The sequence below is a fragment of the Paraburkholderia unamae genome (assembly GCF_003268775.1).
GTDB lineage: Bacteria > Pseudomonadota > Gammaproteobacteria > Burkholderiales > Burkholderiaceae > Paraburkholderia > Paraburkholderia unamae.
In genome coordinates this window covers 173,382-197,943 of sequence record NZ_QLSU01000008.1, presented here as the reverse complement: position 1 = coordinate 197,943, position 24,562 = coordinate 173,382, and the positions used below count along the sequence as shown (strand labels likewise).

At 62.4% G+C, this 24,562-nt stretch carries 21 protein-coding genes; 11 read left to right on the top strand and 10 right to left on the bottom strand.

The features are described 5' to 3' along the window. The first annotated feature begins 164 nt into the window (after positions 1-164). Positions 165-965, top strand: coding sequence for a PhzF family phenazine biosynthesis protein (locus C7401_RS15550; protein WP_112172277.1), 801 nt, complete (start codon positions 165-167; stop codon positions 963-965). A 26-nt stretch (positions 966-991) separates the two neighbouring features. Here C7401_RS15550 and C7401_RS15545 read toward each other — a convergent pair whose 3' ends face one another. From C7401_RS15545 to C7401_RS15535, 3 genes are all read right to left on the bottom strand, one after another. After that, positions 992-1,615, bottom strand: coding sequence for a glutathione S-transferase family protein (locus C7401_RS15545; RefSeq protein WP_112172276.1), 624 nt, complete (start codon positions 1,613-1,615; stop codon positions 992-994). Between the two features lie 257 nt (positions 1,616-1,872). Next, positions 1,873-2,877 carry a CDF family Co(II)/Ni(II) efflux transporter DmeF gene (dmeF, locus tag C7401_RS15540; RefSeq protein ID WP_112172275.1) on the bottom strand — a complete coding sequence of 335 codons (1,005 nt, stop codon included), beginning with the start codon at positions 2,875-2,877 and terminating at the stop codon, positions 1,873-1,875. Positions 2,878-2,884: 7 nt separating this feature from the next. Continuing rightward, positions 2,885-3,157, bottom strand: coding sequence for a metal/formaldehyde-sensitive transcriptional repressor (locus C7401_RS15535; protein WP_112172274.1), 273 nt, complete (start codon positions 3,155-3,157; stop codon positions 2,885-2,887). Positions 3,158-3,445: 288 nt separating this feature from the next. Here C7401_RS15535 and C7401_RS15530 point away from each other — a divergent pair, with 288 nt between their 5' ends. The 6 genes from C7401_RS15530 (at position 3,446) to arsH (ending at position 7,864) form a co-directional block, all read left to right on the top strand. Next, on the top strand, positions 3,446-3,913 hold the full coding sequence (locus C7401_RS15530) for a ribonuclease domain-containing protein (RefSeq protein WP_112172273.1): 468 nt from the start codon (positions 3,446-3,448) through the stop codon (positions 3,911-3,913). Positions 3,914-4,580: 667 nt separating this feature from the next. After that, the gene (locus C7401_RS15520; protein WP_112172272.1) at positions 4,581-4,904 is read left to right on the top strand and encodes an ArsR/SmtB family transcription factor; all 324 of its coding nucleotides are present in this window, start codon (positions 4,581-4,583) and stop codon (positions 4,902-4,904) included. A 12-nt stretch (positions 4,905-4,916) separates the two neighbouring features. Continuing rightward, complete coding sequence (locus C7401_RS15515; RefSeq protein ID WP_112172271.1) at positions 4,917-5,393, top strand: ArsI/CadI family heavy metal resistance metalloenzyme; 477 nt, start codon at positions 4,917-4,919, stop codon at positions 5,391-5,393. A 24-nt stretch (positions 5,394-5,417) separates the two neighbouring features. Next, the gene (locus C7401_RS15510; RefSeq protein WP_112172270.1) at positions 5,418-5,912 is read left to right on the top strand and encodes an arsenate reductase ArsC; all 495 of its coding nucleotides are present in this window, start codon (positions 5,418-5,420) and stop codon (positions 5,910-5,912) included. A gap of 24 nt (positions 5,913-5,936) precedes the next feature. Continuing rightward, complete coding sequence (gene arsB, locus C7401_RS15505) at positions 5,937-7,007, top strand: ACR3 family arsenite efflux transporter (RefSeq protein WP_112172269.1); 1,071 nt, start codon at positions 5,937-5,939, stop codon at positions 7,005-7,007. 110 nt (positions 7,008-7,117) lie between these two features. Beyond that, positions 7,118-7,864, top strand: coding sequence for an arsenical resistance protein ArsH (arsH, locus tag C7401_RS15500; protein ID WP_112172268.1), 747 nt, complete (start codon positions 7,118-7,120; stop codon positions 7,862-7,864). 106 nt (positions 7,865-7,970) lie between these two features. Here the strand turns inward: arsH and C7401_RS15495 are convergent, their stop codons facing one another. From C7401_RS15495 to C7401_RS15465, 7 genes are all read right to left on the bottom strand, one after another. After that, positions 7,971-9,416, bottom strand: a complete 1,446-nt coding sequence (locus C7401_RS15495; RefSeq protein WP_112172267.1) for a DEAD/DEAH box helicase — start codon at positions 9,414-9,416, stop codon at positions 7,971-7,973. A gap of 77 nt (positions 9,417-9,493) precedes the next feature. Further along, complete coding sequence (locus C7401_RS15490; RefSeq protein WP_112172266.1) at positions 9,494-11,209, bottom strand: tetratricopeptide repeat protein; 1,716 nt, start codon at positions 11,207-11,209, stop codon at positions 9,494-9,496. Between the two features lie 303 nt (positions 11,210-11,512). Beyond that, complete coding sequence (locus C7401_RS15485) at positions 11,513-12,259, bottom strand: glucose 1-dehydrogenase (protein WP_112172265.1); 747 nt, start codon at positions 12,257-12,259, stop codon at positions 11,513-11,515. Positions 12,260-12,406: 147 nt separating this feature from the next. After that, entirely contained in the window at positions 12,407-13,048 is a 642-nt protein-coding gene (locus tag C7401_RS15480) for an HD domain-containing protein (protein WP_112172264.1), read from the bottom strand. Between the two features lie 51 nt (positions 13,049-13,099). Continuing rightward, on the bottom strand, positions 13,100-14,569 hold the full coding sequence (locus tag C7401_RS15475) for a catalase (protein WP_112172263.1): 1,470 nt from the start codon (positions 14,567-14,569) through the stop codon (positions 13,100-13,102). Between the two features lie 324 nt (positions 14,570-14,893). After that, positions 14,894-15,883 (bottom strand): helix-turn-helix domain-containing protein, encoded by a 990-nt coding sequence (locus tag C7401_RS15470; protein ID WP_112172262.1) that lies wholly within the window; start codon positions 15,881-15,883, stop codon positions 14,894-14,896. A 78-nt stretch (positions 15,884-15,961) separates the two neighbouring features. After that, a complete protein-coding gene (locus C7401_RS15465; protein ID WP_112172410.1) occupies positions 15,962-17,476 on the bottom strand; it encodes an efflux transporter outer membrane subunit in 1,515 nt (504 codons plus the stop codon). Between the two features lie 87 nt (positions 17,477-17,563). Between C7401_RS15465 and C7401_RS15460 the strand changes: the two genes are divergently transcribed. From C7401_RS15460 to C7401_RS15445, 4 genes are all read left to right on the top strand, one after another. Further along, positions 17,564-18,181, top strand: coding sequence for a TetR/AcrR family transcriptional regulator (locus C7401_RS15460; protein WP_112172261.1), 618 nt, complete (start codon positions 17,564-17,566; stop codon positions 18,179-18,181). Positions 18,182-18,257: 76 nt separating this feature from the next. Next, positions 18,258-19,379, top strand: a complete 1,122-nt coding sequence (locus C7401_RS15455) for an efflux RND transporter periplasmic adaptor subunit (protein WP_112172260.1) — start codon at positions 18,258-18,260, stop codon at positions 19,377-19,379. Then, on the top strand, positions 19,376-22,474 hold the full coding sequence (locus C7401_RS15450; protein WP_112172259.1) for an efflux RND transporter permease subunit: 3,099 nt from the start codon (positions 19,376-19,378) through the stop codon (positions 22,472-22,474). The genes C7401_RS15455 and C7401_RS15450 overlap by 4 nt, the downstream gene beginning before the upstream one ends. 362 nt (positions 22,475-22,836) lie before the next feature. Next, complete coding sequence (locus C7401_RS15445; RefSeq protein ID WP_112172258.1) at positions 22,837-24,555, top strand: caspase family protein; 1,719 nt, start codon at positions 22,837-22,839, stop codon at positions 24,553-24,555. Positions 24,556-24,562 lie beyond the last annotated feature (7 nt).

Here is a 24,562-nt window from a genome sequence, read left to right as displayed (position 1 = left end):
ACAAGGCGTGGCGGCTCGTGAGTCGTCGAAATGGATGACGCGCATTCACGCCTGTCAATTTTTGCCGACCAACGCCATATTGTGTCCATGTTTGAGGTGAATGGCGGGCGCTAGCATGGGGGCTTCTATCGGAAGAACCAACGGGTTCAGGACAAGAAGGCGCCATGAAGCTTCCAATCTATCAAATCGATGCGTTCACAAGCGAAATCTTCAAGGGCAACTATGCGGCGGTGGTCTTGCTTGAAGCCTGGCTTGCGTCGTCTCTCATGCAAGCGATCGCGACGGAGAATAACCTGTCCGAAACCGCTTTCCTTGTGCCGAGGTCGAACGGGGGATTTGATATCCGCTGGTTCTCGCCGATCACGGAGATTGCATTCTGCGGACATGCAACGCTGGCGGGCGCCTTCGTGTTGTTCAAGCGGTTTCCCGAGCGCGACCTGATCGAATTCCATGCTGACGCGGTAGGCGCGTTCACCGTTCGGCGCGGACGCGACCACATGGTCGAGATGGATTTTCCGCAACGTGACATCGAGCCGCTCGACGCCATGCCGGACGAACTCGCACGCGGACTCTCCATTCGCCCGAAGGAAGTGTTCGTCGGGCAGCAGGCCTTCATTGCGATTTACGAGCACGAGGATCAGGTGCGCGCTGTCGTTCCCGATCTGGACTTGATCGCCCGGCTCGGACCACGCGACGTCGTGGTGAGCGCGCCGGGCGAGCGCTACGATTTTGTCTCGCGATATTTCTGGCCGGCAAACGGTGGCGACGAAGACCCGGTCACGGGCTCGATTCATACGGCGCTCACGCCGTACTGGGCGAAGCGGCTTGGCAAGACAAAGCTGCTGGCAATGCAGGCGTCGCGGCGCAGCGGCGTGCTGCATTGTGAGCTTGATGCAGGCCGCGTTCGCATTTCGGGGCATGCGGTTCAGTATCTGGAGGGCACGATCGACGTGCCCGATTTGTGATGGCCCGGCGTGGTGTCAGCCTGCGCTTAGGGCAAACCGTTTGCGCAGTGGACTGAAAATCCGGATCGCTCGCGCAATCGATGAAAATAGTCGGTCACCGCCGGGAAATCCGCGTGTTCGAAAGGCGTGCGGAGCCAGCGGTTGACCGACAGCCCCACAGGAATATCGGCCAGTGAGAACGATTTGCCGGCAACAAACGCACCTGTGGCATGCAACTGTGCGTTCAGGATGCGCATATTGCCGGTCCAGTTCGCTATCGAACGCGCTGTCTCGTCCGCCGACTGATGAGCCGGCGATTGCCGCACCAGACCCAGAAATGCGTAGCTCCATGATCGATTGAGCTCGGTTGCCTGCCAGTCCATCCATTGATCGACCCGCGCACGTTCGGTGGGATCGGCGGGATAAAGGTGCGCTCCGCCGTAGCGCGAAGCCAGGTAGCGGATGATGGTGTTCGATTCCCAGAGGACAAGATCGCCGTCCCTCAAAACGGGCACCAGGCCGTTGGGATTCAGCGAAAGGAATTCCGGCGTCTGGGTGGATCTGAATCCTGTTCCCCAATCTTCCTGCTCGAATGGAAGATCGAGTTCGGCACAGGTCCACAGCACCTTGCGAACGTTGATGGACGAAGCCTTTCCCAGGATCTTGAGCATAGCGGAGTCTTGAAGATGCCGATCTCACGAGTGTAGGCTTCGTCGGGAATCCGGCTCAATATACAGTTTGTCTGATCGACGCCATTCCAGTTCTCCAGACCTTGCGAGACAAGGCGAGGGCGCCGCGCGTGCTCGCCACGTCGAAGATCAGGACCGCAAGGGCGTGAAGCCGTCGGGGCTCCAGTCTTCGCTGCCGACTCCGTGATGGACGAAAAAGAAGTCTCCGGGATCGCGCAGGTCCATTTGACCGCCATCGCTCAGGCGGTTGCGCGGGCCGGATTCACTTCGACCGTGACATGCGACAGGCCCTTGAACCGCTTGAGCGCCGCGTGGTAGAAGCGCGGGTTGCGCTGCGCCTCGCCGGTGGCAACGGACACGACGGCGCTCATGTGCCCTGGGCCGACGCGCCAGACGTGGAGGTCGAGCACGGTGTCGCCGTTGTCTTCGATGGCATGGCGGACGTTCTCGGCCATGCGCTTGTCCAGATTCATGTCGAGCAGAATGCCGCCCGTATCGCGCATCAAGCCCCACGACCAGTTCGCGATCACCAGCGCGCCGATCACGCCCGCGAGCGGGTCCATCCAGACCCAGCCAAACGCCCGCGCCAGCAGCAGGCCGACGATTGCCAACACGGAAACCGCAGCATCGGCTATGACGTGGATGTAGGCCGAGCGAATGTTGTGGTCACGGTTCGCGGCAACTTCCGCGACGTCGTGGTCGTGTCCTTCGCATTCCTGTGCATGGCCGTGCGCGTCCTCATTTTCGTGCTCATGCCCATGCCCATGGCTGTGCCCGTGATGGTTGCCGCTCAGCAGCCATACGCTCGCAAGATTGACCAGCAGGCCAAGCACCGCGATGGGGATCGCCTGGCCGAAGTGGATCGGCACGGGCGAGAGAAAGCGCGAGACGGCTTCGTACCCGATCAGCAGCGCAATCATGGCAAGGACAATGGCGCTGGTGAAGCCCGCGAGGTCTCCCAGCTTGCCCGTGCCGAATACGAAGCGCGGGTCGGTGGCGTGCCTGCGCGCGTACGTATAGGCCAATGCGGCGATCAGCATTGCGCCGGCATGCGTCGACATGTGGAGGCCATCGGCCACGAGTGCGAGCGAGCCAAAAAGACTCCCGCCGACGATCTCGGTCACCATCATCGCGCTGCACAGCGCAATCACCATCCAGGTTCTGCGCTCGTTCTCTTCGTGGGCCGCGCCAAGAAAGATGTGGTCATGCCCTGCGCCGAAAGCGGCGTTCTCGAATTCGCTCATGCCTGTCTCACTTGAAGTAGCTGTGGACGACTTCGATTAGCTGTTCCTTGCCGCTGCCATGATCGTCCTCGGACTCCACGTCGACGAGATGGGTGCGGATATGGTCCTCCAGCACGACGGCCAGCAATCCGTTCATCGCGCCACGGCTGCTCGTGATGAGTTGCAGCACGTCCATGCAGCCGCGCTCCTCCTCGAGCGCGCGTTCGATGGCCTCGACCTGTCCCTTGATGCGGCGCACCCGGTTGAGCAGTTTCTGTTTTTCTCGAATCGTATGGCTCATATTGAGCGTCCAGTTATACCGTAGGGGGGTATACTAGCATCATAGGGTGGGGGGGTATACTAAAATGTCAAAGGCCGCGTGGGCTAGCGCCGGTTGGCAGATGAAGGCCAGTGCGAACACAACGACCGCTATCAACGTGCTGTCGCGGCTCGTGCGAGCGCGAAGACGAAGCGAACTCAAACGATAACTAACATCGAAATGGCGCGAGCATTGCTTCGCTTCGCCATTAGCGATACCTTTATCGCTATTCCGGTCGTCGATTTCGGGTCAACGAGGGAGAACCGTTTCATGAAGAGCGCGTGGACTTTCTCCTGCGTCATCGCCTTGAGCGCGATCCTCGCTGGATGCGGCAAGGAAGGTTCGAAAAACGCCACTGAAGCGTCGGGCGCATCTGCGAGCCAGGCGCCGGTTCAGCCAGCGCAAGCCGCAAGCGGTACGCCCGCGTCAGGCGCGCAAGCATCGGGTCTGCTGGGCACCGTGACTAAATCCCAGCTACCGGCCGAAGCTGCCGAGACACTCGGGTTGATCAAAACGGGCGGCCCTTTCCCTTATGCCGACGACGGCGTGTTGTTCCGCAATACCGCGCAGTTGCTGCCCAAGCACCCGCGCGGCTACTACCACACCTACACCGTGCGCACCCCTGGCGCGGCCGATCGCGGGCTGCGCAGGATCGTATGCGGCGGCCCTCACAAGAAGACCGACGACTGCTATTACACCGACGATTACTACGTCAGTTTCAAGCGAATCGCGCCATAACAAGGCGCGCTGATCCGCTGTCCCAACGCTCTGTTCTGCTCAGGAAATCGCGCCAATTTCCTCTGTTCCATTCACCGGGACGATGAATCGCGCTCAACAGTGGCCATGGCAAAAATGCGCCACATGTTGTTTCCTGGAGCAGCGAAAGCATCGAATACGACAGTCGAAACATTAACGATTCCGGGCATTGGACCTCCCGTATCGCGCGCCGTGCTCGGGACCTGGGCGATGGGCGGCGCTCGAACGCGGCATCAACTTCATCGGCACCGCGCCGCTCTACGGCTTTGGCCGTTCGGAAGATGTCAGCGCCGCCTGGATCACAGCTTCCGTTTTGTTGAGCGGCGTGCGACCCGTGACCGCAATCCGGCATGTCTTCTCGCCGCGCCCGAACTGCCAGCGTTAGATCCTTCGTTGCCAGGGCGCATGCCGATGCAGGCGTGATCGCGCAAGTAGTAGGGCGTGCATGGCGCGCCTGCAAATGACGGAGAACGAATGAAGTGCGGCGCGTCGATTGTAGCGAGTCGAATCGTGCGGGAACAATGGCTCGTCTTTTGCCCGAAGCAGGTCCCGCGCGAGGAGCCAGGTGAAGATATTTGCCGGACTAACGGCGTTGAAGGCTGACATACATCTTCTTGCATCGGCCCAACATTTCGAATATATTGGAAATATGGAAGAGAAAGACATCATCCGCGCCCTGGCGGCGCTCGCTCACGAGTTGCGGTTGCGCGTGTTCCGCATGCTGGTTGTTGCCGGTCCGGGCGGCCTCACGCCCGGCGCGATCGCCACCGAGCTCGACGTGCCGAATGCGACGCTCTCCTTTCACCTGAAGGAGTTGATGCACGCTGGCCTGGTCACCCAGGAGCGCGACGGGCGCAGCCTGATCTATCGGGCCGCCTATGCGCAAATGAATGCCGTTCTCGGCTTCCTGACCGAGAACTGCTGCCAGGGGCAGCCATGCCTCGTACCTGGCGCGGATTCCTGCCAATGCTGACGGAGAACCTCCATGAAGCGGTTTCACATCCACGTCCACGTTGACGATATCGCTACCAATGTCGCGTTTTATTCGAAGCTGTTCGGCGCAGAGCCGGCGCGCATCGAAGCGGATTACGCCAAGTGGATGCTGGACGACCCTCGTGTGAACTTCGCGATCTCGACGCGCGGCACGAAAGCCGGTGTGGATCACCTGGGTTTTCAGGTGGATGACGCGGCCGAGCTGGCCGAACTCGCGCAGCGCGCGCAAGCCGCGGACATGACCCTGCTCGACCAGGGCGAGACCACCTGCTGCTACGCGCGCAGCGACAAGCACTGGATCGTCGATCCCCAGGGCATCGCCTGGGAGTCCTTCCATACCCTCGACAGCGCCCCGGTCTACGGCGAAAGCCGCCAAACGGTGCCGCCGGCGCAAGCCGCGGCGTGCTGCGAACCGCGCGGCAAGTCCGTTGGCATTCCTGTGAAACCGGCGGGTTCGGCCTGCTGCTGATTGCGTGACGCATCTGATCACACCATGACCACCAACGTCCTCATTCTCTGTACGCACAATTCCGCGCGCAGCGTGCTTTCCGAAGCCATGCTGAACCACTGGGCGAGCAAGCTCGGCAAGGACGTGCGCGCGTTCAGCGCCGGCAGCGCCCCGAGCGGCCGCGTCAATCCGTTCGCCCTCGAAGCGCTGACGAACGCGGGCATCGACACGGGCGGCTATCGCAGCAAGAGCTGGGACGAGTTCGCGCAGGACGGCGCGCCGCCTATGCACATCGTCATTACGGTGTGCGACAGCGCGGCCGCCGAACCGTGCCCGTTCTGGCCCGGCAGCCCCGTCCAGGTCCACTGGGGCTACGCCGATCCGTCGAATGCGGCGGGCGGCGATGAAGGCAAGCGTCAGGCGTTCGAGCTCACACGCCAGGCCATCGGCTATCGCATGCTGCAACTGCTTGAACTCCCCCTTGACCGTCTGGGCAATGCCGAGCTTCAGCAGGCGCTCAACGACATCCTGCAAAGCTGAAGCCGTTTCTTGTCGAGCCGTTCCATGAATAGCCCCAACGTCGCCGCTTCGCGCACGAGCGTCGCGAAGCCTGCCATCAGCTTTTTCGAGCGATACCTGAGTGTCTGGGTCGCGCTGTGCATTGTCGCGGGCATCCTGCTCGGCCAGATGCTGCCCGCCCTTTTTCAGGCGATTGGACGGATGGAGTATGCCCAGGTCAACTTGCCGGTCGGCCTGCTGATCTGGGTGATGATCATCCCGATGCTGGTCAAGGTCGATTTCGGGGCGCTGCACGAAGTGCGTCAGCACATCCGGGGCATTGGCGTCACGCTGGTCGTGAACTGGCTCGTCAAGCCGTTCACGATGGCGTTGCTCGCCTGGCTCTTCATCAAGCATCTGTTCGCGCCGCTGCTGCCCGCGGCGCAGCTCGACAGCTATGTGGCCGGGCTGATCCTGCTGGCCGCCGCGCCCTGCACGGCAATGGTGTTCGTCTGGAGCCGCCTGACGGGCGGCGACCCGCTGTTCACGCTCTCGCAGGTCGCGCTCAACGACAGCATCATGGTGGTCGCGTTTGCCCCGCTCGTCGGCCTGCTGCTCGGCATTTCGGCGATCACGGTGCCGTGGGCGACGCTGCTCACTTCGGTCGTGCTCTACATCGTCATTCCGGTGATCCTCGCGCAGATCCTGCGCAAGCTGCTGCTCGCGAGCGGCGAGGCGGCGTTCGAGGCGGTCATGGCGAAGATCGGCCCGTGGTCGATCACGGCGCTGCTCGCGACGCTGGTGCTGCTGTTCGCTTTCCAGGGCGAAGCCATCCTGAAGCAGCCGCTCGTGATCGTGTTGCTCGCCGTGCCGATCCTGATCCAGGTGTTCTTCAATTCGGCGCTGGCGTACTGGCTCAATCGCGCGGTCGGTGAGAAGCACAACATTGCCTGCCCGTCCGCCTTGATCGGGGCGTCGAACTTTTTCGAACTGGCCGTGGCCACGGCTATCGGCCTGTTCGGTTTTCACTCCGGTGCGGCGCTCGCGACGGTCGTGGGCGTGTTGATCGAGGTGCCGGTCATGCTGCTCGTGGTGCGCATCGTCAACCGTTCGAAGCACTGGTACGAGTGTGCGTGAAGGTTAGGGAATGAATCACATGAACGAAGTGCTCCTCTATCACAGCCCGGACTGCGGGGCCTCGCGCAACGCGGGTGTGGAAATCACCGCCATCGATACGGAGGCCGGGCGTGTCTGATCCGAAGACCGAACTCGCAGCCGAACTCGCAGCCGAACTACCGCAGGTTGACCCGGCGCTGTTCCGCGTTCCCGATATCGAGCGCCTTCAGGCCACGAAAGCCTCGCCCCATCCTCCGCGCATCCTGGTGCTCTATGGTTCGCTGCGCGAGCGCTCGTTCAGCCGCCTGCTGAGCGAGGAAGCGGCCCGCCTGCTCACGGCGATGGGCGCTGACGTTCGCACGTTCAACCCGAGCGGCCTGCCGCTGCCGGACGACGCGCCCGACACTCACCCCAAGGTGGCCGAATTGCGGGACCTGGTGCTGTGGTCGGAAGGCATGGTCTGGTGCTCGCCGGAGCGCCACGGCGCGATGACCGGCATCATGAAATCGCAGATCGACTGGATTCCGCTTTCGGTCGGCGCGATCCGGCCGACGCAGGGCAAGACGCTGGCGGTCATGCAGGTCAGCGGCGGCTCGCAGTCGTTCAACGCCGTCAACCAGATGCGCGTGCTGGGCCGCTGGATGCGCATGTTGACCATCCCCAACCAGTCGTCGGTGGCGAAGGCCTTCATGGAGTTCGATGAGGCCGGCCGCATGAAGCCTTCGGCCTACTTCGATCGCGTCGTGGACGTCATGGAAGAGCTGGTGAAATTCACGCTGCTCACTCGCGATATCGGTCCCTATCTGGTCGACCGTTATAGCGAACGCAAGGAGAGCGCCGAAGAACTGATGAAGCGCGTGAACCAGTCCGGCATCTGATGTTTGGCGTCAGGCAACGCCGAACATCAGCAGGCGCGTTGCTGCCCTGACATGACAGTCACGTTTCCGGTGGATCGAGTGAAACCGCCCGGCATCGTGTTGCGGATCAGGGTTGACGTTTGCCGCGGCCACCAGCGGGTTTGCCAGCGGGCTTGCGCGCACCCGCTGCCGGTTTGCTGGCGGGTTTGCCGCGCGGCTTTTGCACGCTGAACGGGCTGCCGCTGACGAAGCTTGCGGCGTTATCCGAGGCCACAGTGTGCTGCGCAGCAGGTTTGCTTTTGTTTGCGCCGCCTTTCGGGTGCGGCTTTTTCTGGGGCGCTTGCGTGACGCCTGGCGCGGCTTGCGGCACCTTGGGCTTCTTGGGCTTTTTCGGCTTCTTGATGATCTGGCCCGTCGCGCTGGTTTCCGGCACGCGGTGTTCGGCTTCGAAACCCGGCTCTTCTTCACGACGCAGCGTTTGCCGGATCAGCGCTTCGATCGCGGCCAGTTGTGGCGCTTCGTCGGCGCACACAAGGGACACCGCCACGCCGCTGGCACCCGCGCGGCCGGTACGGCCAATACGGTGCACATAGTCTTGCGCGACGATCGGCAGATCGACGTTGATCACGAGCGGCAGGTCGTCGATATCCAGTCCGCGCGCCGCCACGTCGGTGGCGACCAGCATGTTGACTTCGCCCGTCTTGAAGCGCTCCAGCGCACGCAGGCGCGCAGGTTGCGGCTTGTCGCCGTGGATGGTGTCGACCGCATAGCCCGCGTCATCGAGCATGGCCGCCAGATAATCCACGCCAACGCGGGTTTTGACGAACACCAGCGCATGCTCCCATTTGTTCTCAGCCACCAGGTGCATGAAGAGTTCAGGCTTGTTGCGCTTATCGACCGTCACCACCCACTGCTTGATCTTGCTGGCCGTGACATTGGGCGGGCTGACGCTGATATTGACCGGGCTGCGCAGAATGCCCGCCGCCATGGTGCGGATATCGTCGGTGAACGTCGCGGAGAACAGCAGGGTCTGCCGCTGCACCGGCAAGGCGGCAAAGACGGCGTTGAGCTCGCGTGCAAAGCCCAGATCGAGCATGCGGTCGGCTTCGTCCAGCACCAGCGTCTGCACTTGATCGAACTGCACGGCGTTCTGGCGATTGAGGTCCAGCAAGCGGCCCGGCGTGGCAACGAGCACATCCACGCCTTTGCGCAACTTCATCATTTGCGGGTTGATGCTCACACCGCCGTAGGCGGCCAGAAATCGTAAGTCGAGGCCTTTGCCGTACTCGACAAAGCTTTGCAGCACCTGTTCAGCCAGTTCGCGCGTGGGCACCAGCACCAGAACGCGTGCGCGATTGCTGGACACCGCCGGGCCGTGTTGCACCAGCCGTTGCAACAGCGGCAGCGCGAAACCCGCCGTCTTGCCCGTGCCGGTTTGTGCCGCGGCCATGACGTCCTTGCCGCTGAGCACAGCGGGAATCGCCTTGACCTGCACCGGCGTAGGGGTCTGGTAATTGAGGCCCTGCACGTTACGCAGCAAGGGATCGATCAGGCCGAGCGAGGCAAAAGACATGGGCGTAATCCGGGCTAAAACCGCAATTCTAGCGGTTAGCGCGCTAAAGAACGGCGCGGGTCCTGCACAACCGACGCTCAATCGAGCGGGCCACCGTGGCAAAAGCGACGCAATGACTGGGCAACCTCAAGGAGGGTGGGGGCCCAGTCATCCAGGTGGCGCTGACGAAAAAGACGCATCGCCCCCGGATACCACGGGGAATCCGTGCGTTCGTCCAGCCAGCGCCAGCCCGCATTGACGGACGGCAGCAGGACCCAGCAAGGAGTCCCGAGTGCGCCGGCAAGGTGGGCGATGGCGGTGTCGACGCAGATCACCAGATCCAGTTGGGCGACGATTGCCGCGCTGTCTGCGAAGTCCTCGATGTCTCCCCCGAGATGCGTGAGCGACTGCCCGGATTGCGGCGCTACCGCCTCTTCTTCCCGTTGGCCCTTTTGCAGGCTGACGAAGTGAACGCCTGGCACGTCCCAAAGCGGCGCCAATGTCGCGAGACCCGGCAGCGAGCGGTTTGCGTCGTTGTTTTGCGCCGCGTTGCCCGCCCAGACCAGACCGATGCGCCGCTGCGCAGCCGGCAGCCGTGGACTCCAGGCGCTGAGGCGATCCGGAGCCGCCCTTAGATACGGAATCCCGGCGGGGATGGAATCGAGCGTCGTGGCGAGGCGCAGCGGCAGGCTGAGCAGGAAGGTCCAGTAATCATGGGAGGGGGCCTTCGCAACCTCATCGGTCGTGAGCACGACATCGGCGCCGGCGATGCCTTCAAAAAGCGGTTGCAGGGCAGGCGAGCAGATCAGGGTGACGCGACTGGCGCCCAGCTCCTTGAGCCTGGCAAGGTAGCGGACGAACTGGATCTGATCGCCGAAACCCTGCTCGCCGTGGACCAGGATAGACCGGTTCTCCAGGGATTCGCCCTGCCACTGCGGACAGGCAAGGGAGGGCTTGACGATACGCTCCGGCATGGCCTCATGGTAGCGGGCTTCATGTAGGGGCCAGCCCTCGGACAAGCGGCCCGTGTGGAGCAGGAGCGCCCCCAGGTTGTAGCAGGCCTCAGCATGGTCCGGTCGAATCTCAAGGGCTTGGCGGAAGACCGCCTCGGCCTCGGAAAAGCGCCTGAGCTGCTTGAGCAGATTGCCCAGGTTGTTGCGCGCGTCGGCATGGTCCGGCTGGATCGCCAGGGCATGGAGGTAGGCCGCTTCGGCTTCGGAGAAGCGCTTCGCCTGTTTGAGCAGATTGCCCAGGTTGTTGTGGGCATTGGCATGGTCCGGGCGGATCGCCAGGGCTCGGCGCCAGGCCGCTTCGGCCTCGGGAAAGCGCTTGGTCTCGTAGAGCAGATTGCCCAGGTTGTTGTGGGCATCGGCATGGTCGGGCCGGATTTCCAGGGCTCGCCGCCAGGCCGCCTCGGCCTCGGGCAAGCGCTGGGTCTGTTTGAGCAGATTGCCCAGGTTGTTGTGGGCATCGGCATGGTCGGGCCGGATCTTCAGGGCTCGCCGCCAGGCCGCCTCGGCCTCGGAAAGGCGTTTGCTCTGGACGAACAGATTGCCCAGGTTGTTGTGAGCATCGGCATAGTCCGGATCTTCCTTCAATGCCCGCCGCCAATAAGCTTCCGCATCTTTCAGTTTTCCGAGTCGCTGGGAGCAGGCCCCGGCGATATTGAGCGCCGCCACATTGCCCGGCTGCAATTTGAGTGCCTTCGTCACTTTCGCCAACGCCTCCCGAGGTTGTCCGTGGGAGAAGTGCGAAATCGCGTCGTTAAGCAATGTGTCGAGCGGCGAGGCTCGATGGGTGAGCAGCGTTTTCAAGGAGTGGTCGGGCCAGGAAGGAAGAATCTCGCAGACACTTCAAACCGGACGGGCGTCGCGAGGGGCAATGGCTTGTGCCGCGATTTTCTCACAATGCCCGATCGCAATTTGCCGTTGCTTGCCCGTGCCAACCCGGGCAAGCAACGCTATTCACCCCTTTTCAGGCAAAGCAGCGAGATTTACCGGCGGGGCGGCGAACGTTTCATGCGGCAAGCCACTTCAACCGATGATTCCAATGTTCACCGTCGCCGAACGTGCCTGTCCGTCTCGACGCCGGTCGATCGCCCGTCCAGATCGCGGTGCTTACCGCATGCCCCCACTGGTGATGATATGTTCCCCCGTCAACCACTTTGCGTCGTCCGACGCAAGGAAGGCGACAACCGACGCGACGTCGTCCGGTGTGCCCAGGCGTCCGAGCGGCGTTTGGCTGACCGCTGATGTCTCGAAGTCCGAGCCGATGACCCCCGCGCTTTGTGCGCCCTCGGTCAATATCACGCCGGGGTTGACCGAGTTCACACGAATCTTCTGCGGCCCCAGTTCGCGCGCGAGCGCGCCGGTGATCGCATCGACCGCCCCCTTGGTGCCGCTATAGACGGCAGTCGTGGGAGGCGTAACGGTGGAGACGACCGAACTGACATTGACGATGCTTGCGCCCTCGCCAAGATGTCTCACGGCCGCCTGCGTGGTGAGCAGCACGCCGAGCACGTTGGTGTCGAACTGCCTGCGGTATTGCGTTTCCGTGAACTCCGCGATGGGCGCGAACTCATACACGCCCGAGTTGTTGACGAGGATGTCGAGGCGGCCATACGTTTCGATTGCCGCGTCGACGATACCTTTTGCGTCGGCAGCCTTCGACACGTCGCCGCCTACGGAAACGGCCTGCCCTCCGGCAGTGGTGATCGCGGATACGACTGCATCCGCGCCGGCCTTGCTGCTGGCGTAGTTCACGACGACCGAAGCCCCTTCGGCCGCGAGCGCCTTCGCGATGGCGGCGCCGATGCCTTTCGACGCGCCCGTTACAACGGCGACCTTTCCTGATAGTCTGCCCATGATGTTTTCCTCAGTGTGAGTGGCTTGATTGATTGAAGCCGATGCAACGCCTTGCACGATGCGACGGCCGGTGCTCTGTGAATTGGAGGTTCGCGTCGCCGTTATCAAGGTATGCGAAACAATAGCGTGGATACAGGGGATTCATCTTTACCCCGGCCAAGGCGAATTCCGGATCACGGCGCAAAAGTTACCCGGATGGAAATGCGGTTCCTTGTCGGCGATGACGTCGGCCTTTACGTTGCCGAAGGTTGTATCGGGTTTGCGTTTGATGCCGTCGTAGAAGGCCTGAATGATGTCTTCCTTGAAGTGTGGCGAGCGCGGATGGGCTTGCGTCACCGCTTCGCGCTCCTGCTGGGAAAACTCGTGATAGGAGAGTCCGAGCACATCCATCTCGACGCCGGCTGTCACAAGGGCGACGATCGGATGCATATGGCGCGGGATACCCGGCGTGGTATGCAACGCGATCGCTGTCCAGACGAGATCGACATCGGCCGCCGCGATGCCGCGGGTCGAGAGAAAGTCGCGGGCGGCGTTGGCCCCGTCAACTTCGAACCGTTCGGTCGCGCTGCTGTAGGCGCCGAGGAGACCCAGGTCGTGAAACATGGCGCCGGCGTACAGCAGTTCCGCATCGAACCTCAGCCCAAGGCGGCTCCCCTCCATAGCGCCAAATAGATATACCCGGCTCGAATGGTGAAAGAGCAGCGGGCTGGAGGTATCGCGCACGAACTCGGTAATTTCCCGCGCAAGCTGGCTGTCGGGCACGGCTACATCCTGAATGAACTGGGACATGACGCTTCTCCTTCGAGAGTGGAACGGGTCTGGCGCTGCGCGAGCGGCGTGCTATTTCGTTGCCGCTGTCGTCCCGAGTCTTGCCAGAGCCTCGCGAACTCCCGCACCGTAATCCGGGTCTGCCTTTGAACAGTTGATTATGTGGCGGTCCTGAATATGCGCCTGAACCGAGGCCATCTGGCGAGCGGTATTATCGAACAGCATCTGCTGCTGGGACTTGCTCATCAGGCGAAACAGATTGCCGGGTTGCGCGAAGTGGTCCACGTCCACGCGGTGGTCCCAATGGGCGGCGTTGCCCTCGATGGGCAGCGCCGGTTCATGAAGCCCGGGCTCAACGTCCCATTCGCCGGCACTGTTCGGGAAGTAAGACGGGGTGCCGCCAAGGTTGTCGTCGGTGCGCATGGCGCCGTCGCGGTGGTAGCTGTGGACGGGGCACTTCGGTGCGTTAACGGGAATATGGTTGAAGTTCACGCCGAGCCGATATCGTTGGGTATCGCCGTAGGAAAAGAGCCGCGCCTGAAGCATCTTGTCGGGCGAAAAGCCAATCCCGGGGACCACGTTCGCAGGCGAGAAGGCCGCCTGTTCGACCTCCGCGAAGTAGTTGCCGGGGTTGCGGTTCAGTTCGAGAACGCCCACCTCGATCAACGGGAAATCGCCTTTCGGCCAGACTTTGGTGAGATCGAACGGGTTGAACGGCAAAGACCCGGCCTGTTCGTCGTTCATCACCTGAATAAAGAGCGTCCAGCGGGGAAACTCACCGCGCTCGATGCTCTCGAAAAGATCGCGGCCATGCGTCTCCCGGTCCTTGCCCACCAGGCTCTCGGCTTCGTCGTCAGTCAGGTTCGCAATGCCTTGCTGCGTGCGGAGATGAAACTTCACCCACATCCGGCGATTGGCGGCATCGATGAGGCTGAACGTGTGGCTGCCGAAGCCGTGCATGTGGCGATAGCTGCGCGGAATGCCCCGATCGCTCATGACGATCGTGACCTGGTGAAGCGCCTCGGGCAACAGCGTCCAGAAGTCCCAGTTGCTGTTTGCACTGCGCAGCCCCGTGCGAGGGTCGCGCTTGATCGCGTGGTTCAGGTCGGGAAAGCGCAGCGGATCGCGGAAAAAGAACACGGGCGTGTTGTTGCCCACAATGTCCCAGTTCCCTTCTTCCGTATAGAACTTCACCGCGAAGCCGCGGATGTCACGCTCGGCGTCGGCGGCGCCGCGCTCTCCAGCCACGGTGGAGAAGCGCAGGAATACCGGGGTCGTCTTGCCGATTTCCGAGAAAAGCTTCGCCTTCGTGTAGCGCGTGATGTCATGCGTGACCGTGAACACGCCATGCGCTCCCGATCCTTTGGCGTGCATGCGCCGTTCAGGAATGACCTCGCGGTCGAAATGCGCAAGCTTTTCGATCAGCCAGATGTCTTGCAGCAGCGCGGGACCGCGCGGACCGGCTGTTTCGATGTTCAGATTGTCGACAACGGGGGCGCCCGTTGCGTGATCCAGACGCGTTGACGTATCGCGATTTGCCATGCCACGACTCCAGGAGGGTTGTGCGATGCCGGCGGAGCGCCGTTACGTTCCGGGCGCGGCGGTCGCGCGAAGCGTTACGGACGATCGGCGTTTGACTTCTGCAAGCGTTACGGGGCGAGCGCGTCCCGTAGCGTCGGCCACTCGATCAACGAGGGTGAGAGGGCAGAGACATCGACTTGTCGATGTGGAGAAAGCGTACCGGATCGGTACCGGACCGATCTTGGACAAAACAACGATTCGATGGACAAAACACGGGCGGTCGTCGTGGACCGACGGCAACGGCGTGTATGGCAGGGCGTTGTCGTGACCCGCAGTGTGGGACTGCTAGTCGAACAGTACCGACGCCGAAACGTCGATAGCGATGCTTGCGCAAACGTGGCGTGAGCGGTTGCGCTGGCGCCAATCCTTCGGCCCGCACCCTTCGAAGCGCGAAAACACGCGTGAAAAATGGCTCTGATCAAAAAAGCCGCAATCCGACGCGATGCTGGCAAGGCTCGCATCGGACTCGCGTAATTGGGATTTGGCTCGTTCGATTCGACGTTTTAGCAGCCACTGATGCGGCGTGCTCCCGGTCGTCTGCTTGAAGGCTTCGGTGAAGTGGCTCGTGGAAAGATCGCATTGGCGCGCGAGGTCGAGAATGGTCGGATTACCGTGCAGGTGGGCCTCGAAAAAATCCTCGATTCGTCGCATCTGCCAAGGGGCGAGTGCGGCGCGGCGCGGACGATTCAATGTGTCGGCCCTGCCATACCGTGTCACGACGTGCTCGCAAAAAGCGAGGGCGAGGTAGTCGACAAACAGCGAACTCGTCTGATCGGGCTGTTGCAGAACGGTCTGCATGGTGTGCGAAAGGCGAAACAGGACAGGGTCGCTTGCCCCGAGACTGCGCTGCACCAGCCCCCCGATGCGCCGGCGTCCCTTTTGATCGGTGAACGCTTCGATCGTGCTCTGGGCGATATAGAGCCGCATGGTATCGAACGGCATGTCGAGCCGCCGCGTCGGACTCGAGCGCAGGTCGAGCAGATAACAGCAGCCCGGTCGGCAGGATGTCGAACCATCGAGGGTTCCGCTCGAATAACGGATGCCCGGATCAGGGCTCGAAACAAGCGGCATTTGAAAGACGAATGCTTCCTCGGGGTGCGGCGTCAGCGAGCGCCCGGGTTGCGGGCGCGCGTTCGTCAGCCGCGAGAACGCGATCGGCGGTCCCTGAGTCAATACGCCTGCCCGGACGGTGGGCGCTTCCCGCAGGAGAAAGCGCCTCGCGAGCGTGTCGTCTGGAGAGGGCTGCCCCAGAGCAGCAGGACTCTTTTTGTTCATTCATCGCGCCCGTGAGTGCCGCCGTGACGGAGTCTGTGCCGTTGCCTGGCGGCTGGTTCAAATGAAAGAAAACCCAATTTATCCCAGTTTGGTGACTGCCGCGCTGCCGGTGACGGGAGGTGATGGCGTGTGACTGGTCGCGGGTGGCGCCTGGAGAGATTCCGGGTCCCAGCCGCCGCCGAGTGCCTTGAACGTCGAGATTGCCGCGCGAGCAGATTCCGTTTGCGCTTGGGCGCGCGCGTCGGCAGCCTGCAACAGCGTCTCGTTGGCGTGCAACACGTCGATAAAGCTTGCCGCGCCGCTCCGATACGCTGCCATCGAGGAGTCTCGCGCTTTGGACAATGACGATTCCGCGTGCGACAGTGTGGCCGCCTGTGCCTCGCGGTTCACCAACGACGAGAGCGAGGTTTCAACGTCCTCGGTGGCGCGGAGTACGGCCTGGCGATAACCGGCGAGCGCTTGCGCGTCGGCGCCTTTCGCCTGGTTGACGTCGGCGTTGATCCGCGCGAAGTCGAACAGGCGCCAGCGCAATCCCACGAGGCCGGCCGCCTGGCTGGCACCGCCTGTGAATAACGTGCCGGCTGCGGCTGAGGTCGCACTGCCGAGGAATGCGTTCAGCGACACCGTTGGATAGTATTCGCTGATTGCGGCCCCAATGCGCGCGTTGGCGGCTGCGAGGTGGCGTTCGGCTGCGATCAGGTCGGGCCGCCTTTGCAGCAGATCGGCCGGCGTGCCCATATCCGCGAGCGAAGGCGCAACGGGGATCAAAGACGCAGGGGCGAGCTCTTCCCGGTGGGTCCCCGGCGGCGCGCCCAACATCACGTCGAGGGAGTTTGACGCCGCATCCAGCGCCGCGTTCAGGATGGGCACGCTCGCCTGAACCTGGTCGAGCGTGCCTTGCGCCTGCTGAACCTGATAGTCGGCGGCGGCGCCCTTCGAATACAGGAGTTTCACGTCTGTGAGCAGTGCTTCCTGCGTCTGCACCTGGTGGTTTGCAATCTCCAGGCGAGCCTGAAGGCCTCGTATCGTCACGTAGATATCCGCTGTCTGGGCCGCGACGGCGAGCCGGGTGGCAGCGGCCGCCGCTTCGGTCGCTGAATAATCTGCGAGCGCGGCTTCGCGCTGCCTTCGAAGGCCGCCAAAAATGTCGATCTCCCAACCGGCCTCCAGATTGGCTTCGTACTCGGTGCCCCAGCGCTCGTAACCCGGTGTCGCATTGAGCAACTGGCCGAACGGCGTGTTGACCGATTGGTAGGCTCTGGCCGCCGAGGCCGAAACCGTGGCCGAGGGCAGGAGCGCCGCGTCAGCGGTGCCGAGGCGCGCACGCGCCTGGTCGATTTGCGCGACAGCCTGGGCAAGGTCCAGGTTCTGGGCAAGCGCCATGGCAACGTAGCGCGTGAGCAGGGGATCGTCGAAGCCTTCCCACCACGCAGACAGATTTGCCGACGGAGCCGCCGCCGCGGTGACGGACGACGGCCGCGTCACATAGCTTTGCGCGAGCGGCACATCCGGCCGCCGGTAGTCGGGGCCCACGGTGCAGGCAGAAAGGGCGGCGGCGCTAATCAGGAAAGCAAGTGGGCGACGCGAAAACATGGTCATCTCGGCGAGTGTCGATATAGTGACCAATATACAATATGGTCACTTGTTGTCAACCATTCGGTGAGGGACTAAGCTTGGGACATGAACAAGCCCATTCCATCCGCCGCGCCATCCCGTGGCCCCTCGGACCACGAAGTTCGTGCACAGATCGTCGAAGCCGCGACGGAATACTTCAGTCGCTACGGCTACGAAAAGACAACGGTCTCCGACCTCGCAAAAGAAATCGGCTTTTCGAAAGCCTACATTTACAAATTTTTCGACTCGAAACAGGCAATCGGCGAAGTTATCTGCGCGAACCGCCTCGCCGCGATGATCGCGGCCGTGAGCGAAAGCGTCGCAGACGCCTCCAGCGCCACGGAGAAATTTCGCCGTATGTTCAAGACGTTACTGGCGTCGGGGTGCCAGCTTTTTTTCCAGGATCGCAAGCTTTACGATATCGCCGCCGTTGCGGCTGCGTCGCCCTGGCCGTCCGTCCACGGGTACGAAGAACAGATCCGTTGCATGCTGGCCGACATCCTGCGACTCGGGCGGGAAACGGGCGAATTCGAGCGTAAAACGCCCTTGGACGAGGCCGTGAATGCGATCTTTCTGGTGATGAAACCGTACTTCAATCCCTTGTTGCTCCAGCACAACCTCGACGCTGCCGAGGAGGCGACGGTCCAGCTCGCGAACCTCGTGCTTAGAAGTCTCTCGCCATAAACGCATTTGTGACTATTGACTGAAATGGTCACAAGAATCAGAATGAGGTCTCCTGTTCATTGGAAAGGGCGACCTCATGTTCCGGCATCATCATCTTCTTTGCACACTGAGCCTGGTCTCGCTCGCCCTCGCCGCGTGCGGCGAGAAGCAGGCCAACGATCCGCGCACTGAGGCTCCGCTCGTGCGTACGAGCGCTGTTCGTAGCGCGCCAGGGGCGAGTCGCTCGTTTTCGGGGGTAGTGGGCGCGCGCGTTCAGAGCGACCTCGGTTTCCGGGTTCAGGGAAAGGTCATCGAGCGCCTGGTCGACGCGGGGCAAACGGTCAAACGCGGCCAGCCCCTGATGCGCATCGACCCCGTCGATCTGGGTTTGCAGGCGCGTTCGCAGCAGGAACTCGTGGATGCCGCGCAGGCGCGTGCCACGCAGACGGCCGCCGACGAGGCCCGCTATCGGGATCTCGTTGCGGCAGGTGCGGTTTCGGCATCGACCTATGAGCAACTCAAAGCGGCCGCCGATTCCGCCAGGGCACAACTCGTCGCGGCCAGGGCGCAGGCGGTGCTTGCCAGCAACGCTTCGGGCTACGCGGTGCTCATGGCGGATGCGGACGGCGTGGTGGTGGAGACACTGGCCGAACCGGGCCAGGTGGTCGCGCCGGGTCAGATAGTCGTGCGGCTTGCGCATGCCGGACCCCGCGAGGCGGTCGTGCAGCTTCCCGAAACGCTGCGTCCCGTTCCGGGCTCGATCGCGCAGGCAACCCTCTACGGTGCGGACAAGAGGCCGGTTCCCGCCGCGTTGCGTCAGCTCTCCGACTCGGCCGATCGCCTGACACGCACTTACGAGGCGAGGTACGTTCTTGAGGGCGCACTGTCCAACGCCCCGCTTGGCGCGACCGTGACCATCGACCTACCGGGTGAAGCCGGGCAGAGACAAGGCGCTCTGGAGGTGCCGATTGGCGCCGTGTTCGATCCGGGAACGGGCGCCGGCGTCTGGACCGTTGACCGATCGCAGGCGCGTGCGACGTGGCACAAGGTTCACGTCACCGCCTTGAGCGACGACACGGCGACGGTCTCCGGCGATCTTCACGAAGGCGACCAGGTCGTTGCGCTCGGCGCTCAATTGCTTCACGACGGAGAAAGGGTGCGTCTTGCCCGCGACGCGATGGCTACGGCGTCGGTCTCCCGGGAAGGAGCGGAGCAATGAGCGGTTTCAATCTTTCAGCCCTCGCGGTGCGAGAGCGCTCAGTCACGCTGTTTCTGATCATCCTGATCTCCGTTGCCGGCCTGCTCGCCTTCTTCAAACTGGGGCGGGCCGAAGACCCGCCGTTCACCGTCAAGTCGATGACGGTCATTACGGCGTGGCCGGGCGCCACTGCGCAGGAGATGCAGGATCAGGTGGCCGAACCCCTGGAGAAGCGCATGCAGGAGCTGCGCTGGTACGACCGGACCGAGACCTATACGCGTCCGGGGCTGGCCTTCACCACAGTGACCTTGCTGGACAGCACGCCGCCTGCCGACGTGCCCGAGGAGTTTTACCAGGCTCGCAAAAAACTCTCCGACGAAGCGGGCAGTCTGCCGCCGGGCGTGATCGGACCGCTCGTCAATGATGAGTATTCCGATGTAACGTTCGCGCTGTTCGCGCTCAAGGCCAGAGGTGAACCGCAACGATTGCTGGTGCGCGACGCCGAGGCGTTTCGCCAGCGACTCCTTCACGTGGCGGGCGTCAAGAAGGTGAACATCATCGGCGAGCAAGCCGAGCGCATTTATGTTTCGTTCTCGCATGACCGGCTCGCGACCCTTGGCGTGACGCCTCAGGACATCTTTGCCGCCCTCAACAACCAGAACGTTCTGACGCCTGCCGGTTCGATCGATACGGCTGGCGCGCAGGTTTTCATCCGCATTGAAGGCGCTTTAGACAAGCTTCAGAAAATCCGCGACACCCCCATCGTTGTTCAGGGCCGAACACTGAAGCTCTCGGACGTGGCAACCGTCGAGCGCGGTTACGAAGACCCGGCCACCTTCCAGATTCGCAATAACGGCGAACCGGCGCTGCTCCTTGGCGTGGTGATGCGCGACGGCTGGAACGGGCTGAACCTGGGGCAGGCGCTCGACAAGGAGGTGGCGTCGATCAACGCTGCGCTTCCGCTGGGCATGAGTCTCACGAAGGTGACCGACCAGGCCGTCAATATCCATTCGGCCATCGACGAGTTCATGGTCAAGTTCTTCGTCGCGCTGCTCGTGGTGATGATCGTGAGCTTCGCCAGCATGGGATGGCGCGTGGGCATCGTGGTGTCGGCCGCGGTGCCGCTGACACTCGCGGGCGTGTTCGTCGTCATGGCTGCGACCGGCAAGAGTTTCGACCGCATCACACTGGGCTCGCTGATCCTCGCGCTGGGCTTGCTCGTCGACGACGCGATCATCGCCATCGAAATGATGGTCGTGAAAATGGAGGAGGGCTATAGCCGCGTTCAGGCGTCCGCTTACGCCTGGAGCCACACTGCGGCCCCGATGCTCTCCGGTACGCTGGTCACGGCCGTCGGCTTCATGCCGAATGGCTTCGCCCGTTCGACGGCGGGCGAATATACGAGCAACATGTTCTGGATTGTCGGCATCGCACTGATCACCTCGTGGATCGTTGCCGTTGTCTTTACACCCTATCTCGGCGTCAAGCTGTTGCCCGACATTCCGGCGATCGAAGGTGGACACGGGGCGATCTACAACACGCCGAATTACCAGCGCTTTCGCCGCTTCCTCGCGCGCGTGATACAGCGAAAGTGGATAGTCGCCGGGGTCGTGGTGGCGTTGTTCGTCGTCGCCGTGATGGGAATGAGCGTGGTGAAAAAGCAGTTCTTCCCGACCTCCGATCGCCCGGAAGTGCTCGTGGAGGTGCAGATGCCCTATGGGACGTCGATCGAGCAAACGTCCGCGGCGACGGAAAAAGTCGAGGCATGGCTGGCAAAGCAGCCGGAAGCGAAGATCGTCACCGCCTACATTGGACAGGGGGCGCCTCGCTTCTATCTGGCAATGTCGCCGGAGCTTCCGGATTCGTCGTTCGCGAAAATCGTCATACGCACGAGTGACGAGACGCAGCGGGAGGCACTCAAATTCCGTCTGCGCAAAGCCATTGCCGAGGGTTTGGTACCGGGGGCCCAGGTTCGCGTCACCCAGTTGGTGTTCGGCCCTTACTCGCCTTATCCCGTTGCGTTCAGGGTCATGGGTCCGGACGCTCACACGTTGCGCGCAATCGCCGCGCAGGTCGAACGGATCATGAACGCCAGTCCGATGATGCGGACGGTGAATACCGACTGGGGGCCACGTGTTCCAGCCGTCCACTTCACATTGAATCAAGACCGGCTCGGGACTTTCGGATTGACGTCCAGTTCGGTCGCACAGCAGCTGCAATTTCTGTTGACCGGCATAGCGGTCACGAACGTACGCGAGGACATTCGCTCTGTTGAGCTCGTCGCACGATCGGCCGGCGACATCCGGCTTGATCCGAACCGGATCGGTGGATTCACCCTGATCGGCGCTGCGGGTCAGCGCGTACCGCTGTCACAGGTGGGGACGGTCGAAATCCGGATGGAAGACCCGATCCTTCGCCGTCGCGATCGAACGCCAACGATTACCGTGCGCGGCGACATTGCGGAAGGACTGCAACCGCCCGATGTCTCGACCGCGATGCTGGCGCAGCTTCAGCCGGTGATCGCAACGCTTCCGGACGGCTATCGGATCGAGGAGGCAGGATCCATCGAAGAAGCCGACAAAGCGACGAAAGCGTTGGCTCCGCTGTTTCCGATCATGATTGCGCTCACCTTGCTCATCATTGTCTTTCAGACGCGCTCGATGGCCGCGACCATGATGGTGTTCGCGACGAGTCCGCTGGGCTTGATCGGCGTTGTCCCGACATTGCTGCTGTTCAATCAGCCGTTCGGGATCAATGCCCTGGTGGGGCTCATTGCGCTCTCCGGCATCTTGATGCGCAATACGCTGATCCTGATCGGCCAGATCGAGCAGAATGCGCGGGAGGGAATGACGCCTTTCGATGCCGTGGTGGAAGCCACCATTCAACGGTCCCGGCCGGTCATCCTGACCGCGCTTGCGGCGATGCTCGCTTTCATTCCGTTGACCCATTCCGTCTTCTGGGGCACGTTGGCTTATACGTTGATTGGGGGAACCTTTGCCGGAACGATTCTGACGCTGGTGTTCCTGCCGGCGATGTATTCGATCTGGTTCAGGATTCGGCCCGGCGCGGGGGAGGACCACGCCGCGCTTGAGCCGAGTGCAAGCACGATCACGTAGACATGTCCGCACGCAGGCGCTGGATATTCCCGGCGCTTGTCCACGCGCCTGAAGGTGCGCATCGTCTCGGCCGAAGCCGTTACCCGAGCGTTGTCCGTGTGCGGACGAGAGCACGTCCAACCGGAACTTGTGTGTTGGCGGGACCGCTTCTATCGTGTAATCAATTCCCGTGTTTGCAGTGCGATCGCCGGTTACGTCGTCAAGCGCTTTGAACGTTGCGAAACGATATACCTCTGACCAATACGCCCGGCGCGAAGCGGTACAAAGCGGTACGAAGCGCCACTAAGCGGGACGAAGCGCGATGCATGTCGTGACGAGCGCACACCATGCCCGCGAGCTTGTAAAAACAAGGAGTGTCGGCCATGTTCACTCGCCGGGACTTTGTGAGAACCCTGCCCGGGCTGCCGGCCGCCCTCTGCTGCGGTGCGAGCGGCGCCGCAACGGTGAACGACGCATCGAAGGTCTGCCTGGTCGTTGGCAACAGTGCCTATGCCCGTATGGCACTGCGCAATCCGGTCAACGATGCGCGCGCGATGAGCGAACTCTTCGCGGCCGCCAATTTCAGCGTGGATTTCCAGCAGGACGTGAAACTCGATGCATTCAGGGAAGCGGTCGACCGGTTTGGCGAGACAGTCCAGCACGCAAGCACCAGGCTCGCGGTGTTCTACTACGCGGGTCACGGCGTCCAGCTCGATTGGCGCAATTACCTGTTGCCTGTCGATGCCCAGGTGGGCACTGCGGATCAACTGAAGGCCAGATGCCTGGATCTGGGTCTCCTGCTCGGCAAGTTCGCCGACACGAAAGACAAGACCCATATCGTCTTTCTCGATGCGTGCCGCAACGATCCATTCGGTGGCACCTACCAACCCGCGCAAGCGGGTCTCAGTCAGGTCGACGCGCCGGTTGGAAGCCTGCTTGCCTACTCGACCGCGCCGGGGAAGGTGGCCTTCGACGGCCGGGGGGCGAACGGCCCTTACGTGCAGAATCTGGTCCGCGAACTGTCACGCCGCGACGCGCAGCTCGAGGATGCCTTGAAGCGTGTGCGTCTCAACGTGAGGCTGGAATCCAGCGGCATGCAGATTCCCTGGGAGTCGACCTCGCTTGAACGAGCGGTCTATCTCTTCGACGACGGACGCAAGCCGCTCAGCGACGCGGACCTCGAGAATGCCGTCAAGGAGGATCTGGACTACTGGGAGCGCATCAAGTCGTCGCGCAACCCGCAGGACTGGATCGCCTATTTGCGCACTTTTCCCAATGGCCGCTTTGCCGAGATCGCGCAGGACCGGCTCACCCGCCTGCTCGCCACGCAGGCAAGCCCGCCCGTAGCGGGGCGCACAAGCGTTGCAAGCGCACCGGCTGCGGCGCAAACCGGCGTGCCGGTAGCGATCGTTGCGTCTGCACCGGTCGCCTCGCAGCCGCCGGCGCAGGCGCGGGTCGAACCGCCCGCGATCGTGGTGGCGCCGGGCGCTCCGCCTCCGCAACTCGCGCGACCGTCGGATAATCCATACTCGGCCGGCGTTTATCCTTTGGGACGCGTGTTTTCGGTCGGCGACGAAGCCACGTTCAGGGTGATCGATATCATTGGTGGGCGGGAAAAGACCCGCTACAGCATCCGGATCACCAAAGTCGATCTGGACGCCGATCGAATTGAGGCCAACGGAGGCAAGTGGGTGTACGACGCCATGGGCAATCCGCGAGCGACGCCCCGTGGGGCGAGCACTGTCCCGAAACAACTGGTTCCAGCGGAATTCCAGATTGGCAAGAAGTGGCAAGCGGCCTTTGCGGACGTCAACGGCCAATGGGCCACCGAACTCGATCTGAAGGTCGTGGCGCGCGAGATCGTCCGTGCCGGCGACGTAGACTTTCTGGCGTTTCGTGTCGAAGGCCGGGGAATCCGCACGCGTTTGCACCGAACCTTTGTTCGCCTGGAGTGGCGCTTCTGGTATGTGCCGGGCCTTAATTTCAGCGTCGTCAGCGAATATATCGAACGGGCGGCGAATGCGGTATTTTTATTCTCGAGCAATCGGGACGAACTGATCATGCTCAGGCAGCAGAGAACGGGACTTTCCACGACTGCATAGGATGGTG

Coding starts and splice junctions, on each gene's coding strand:
- C7401_RS15455 (WP_112172260.1), top strand. CDS start 18,258: ATGTTCCGGCATCATCATCTTCTTTGCACACTGAGCCTGGTCTCGCTC.
- C7401_RS15485 (WP_112172265.1), bottom strand. CDS start 12,259: ATGGGCAGACTATCAGGAAAGGTCGCCGTTGTAACGGGCGCGTCGAAA.
- C7401_RS15520 (WP_112172272.1), top strand. CDS start 4,581: ATGGAAGAGAAAGACATCATCCGCGCCCTGGCGGCGCTCGCTCACGAG.
- C7401_RS15445 (WP_112172258.1), top strand. CDS start 22,837: ATGTTCACTCGCCGGGACTTTGTGAGAACCCTGCCCGGGCTGCCGGCC.
- C7401_RS15495 (WP_112172267.1), bottom strand. CDS start 9,416: ATGTCTTTTGCCTCGCTCGGCCTGATCGATCCCTTGCTGCGTAACGTG.
- C7401_RS15465 (WP_112172410.1), bottom strand. CDS start 17,476: ATGTTTTCGCGTCGCCCACTTGCTTTCCTGATTAGCGCCGCCGCCCTT.
- C7401_RS15460 (WP_112172261.1), top strand. CDS start 17,564: ATGAACAAGCCCATTCCATCCGCCGCGCCATCCCGTGGCCCCTCGGAC.
- C7401_RS15550 (WP_112172277.1), top strand. CDS start 165: ATGAAGCTTCCAATCTATCAAATCGATGCGTTCACAAGCGAAATCTTC.
- C7401_RS15515 (WP_112172271.1), top strand. CDS start 4,917: ATGAAGCGGTTTCACATCCACGTCCACGTTGACGATATCGCTACCAAT.
- C7401_RS15535 (WP_112172274.1), bottom strand. CDS start 3,157: ATGAGCCATACGATTCGAGAAAAACAGAAACTGCTCAACCGGGTGCGC.
- C7401_RS15545 (WP_112172276.1), bottom strand. CDS start 1,615: ATGCTCAAGATCCTGGGAAAGGCTTCGTCCATCAACGTTCGCAAGGTG.
- C7401_RS15450 (WP_112172259.1), top strand. CDS start 19,376: ATGAGCGGTTTCAATCTTTCAGCCCTCGCGGTGCGAGAGCGCTCAGTC.
- C7401_RS15470 (WP_112172262.1), bottom strand. CDS start 15,883: ATGAACAAAAAGAGTCCTGCTGCTCTGGGGCAGCCCTCTCCAGACGAC.
- arsB (WP_112172269.1), top strand. CDS start 5,937: ATGAATAGCCCCAACGTCGCCGCTTCGCGCACGAGCGTCGCGAAGCCT.
- dmeF (WP_112172275.1), bottom strand. CDS start 2,877: ATGAGCGAATTCGAGAACGCCGCTTTCGGCGCAGGGCATGACCACATC.
- C7401_RS15510 (WP_112172270.1), top strand. CDS start 5,418: ATGACCACCAACGTCCTCATTCTCTGTACGCACAATTCCGCGCGCAGC.
- C7401_RS15530 (WP_112172273.1), top strand. CDS start 3,446: ATGAAGAGCGCGTGGACTTTCTCCTGCGTCATCGCCTTGAGCGCGATC.
- C7401_RS15475 (WP_112172263.1), bottom strand. CDS start 14,569: ATGGCAAATCGCGATACGTCAACGCGTCTGGATCACGCAACGGGCGCC.
- C7401_RS15480 (WP_112172264.1), bottom strand. CDS start 13,048: ATGTCCCAGTTCATTCAGGATGTAGCCGTGCCCGACAGCCAGCTTGCG.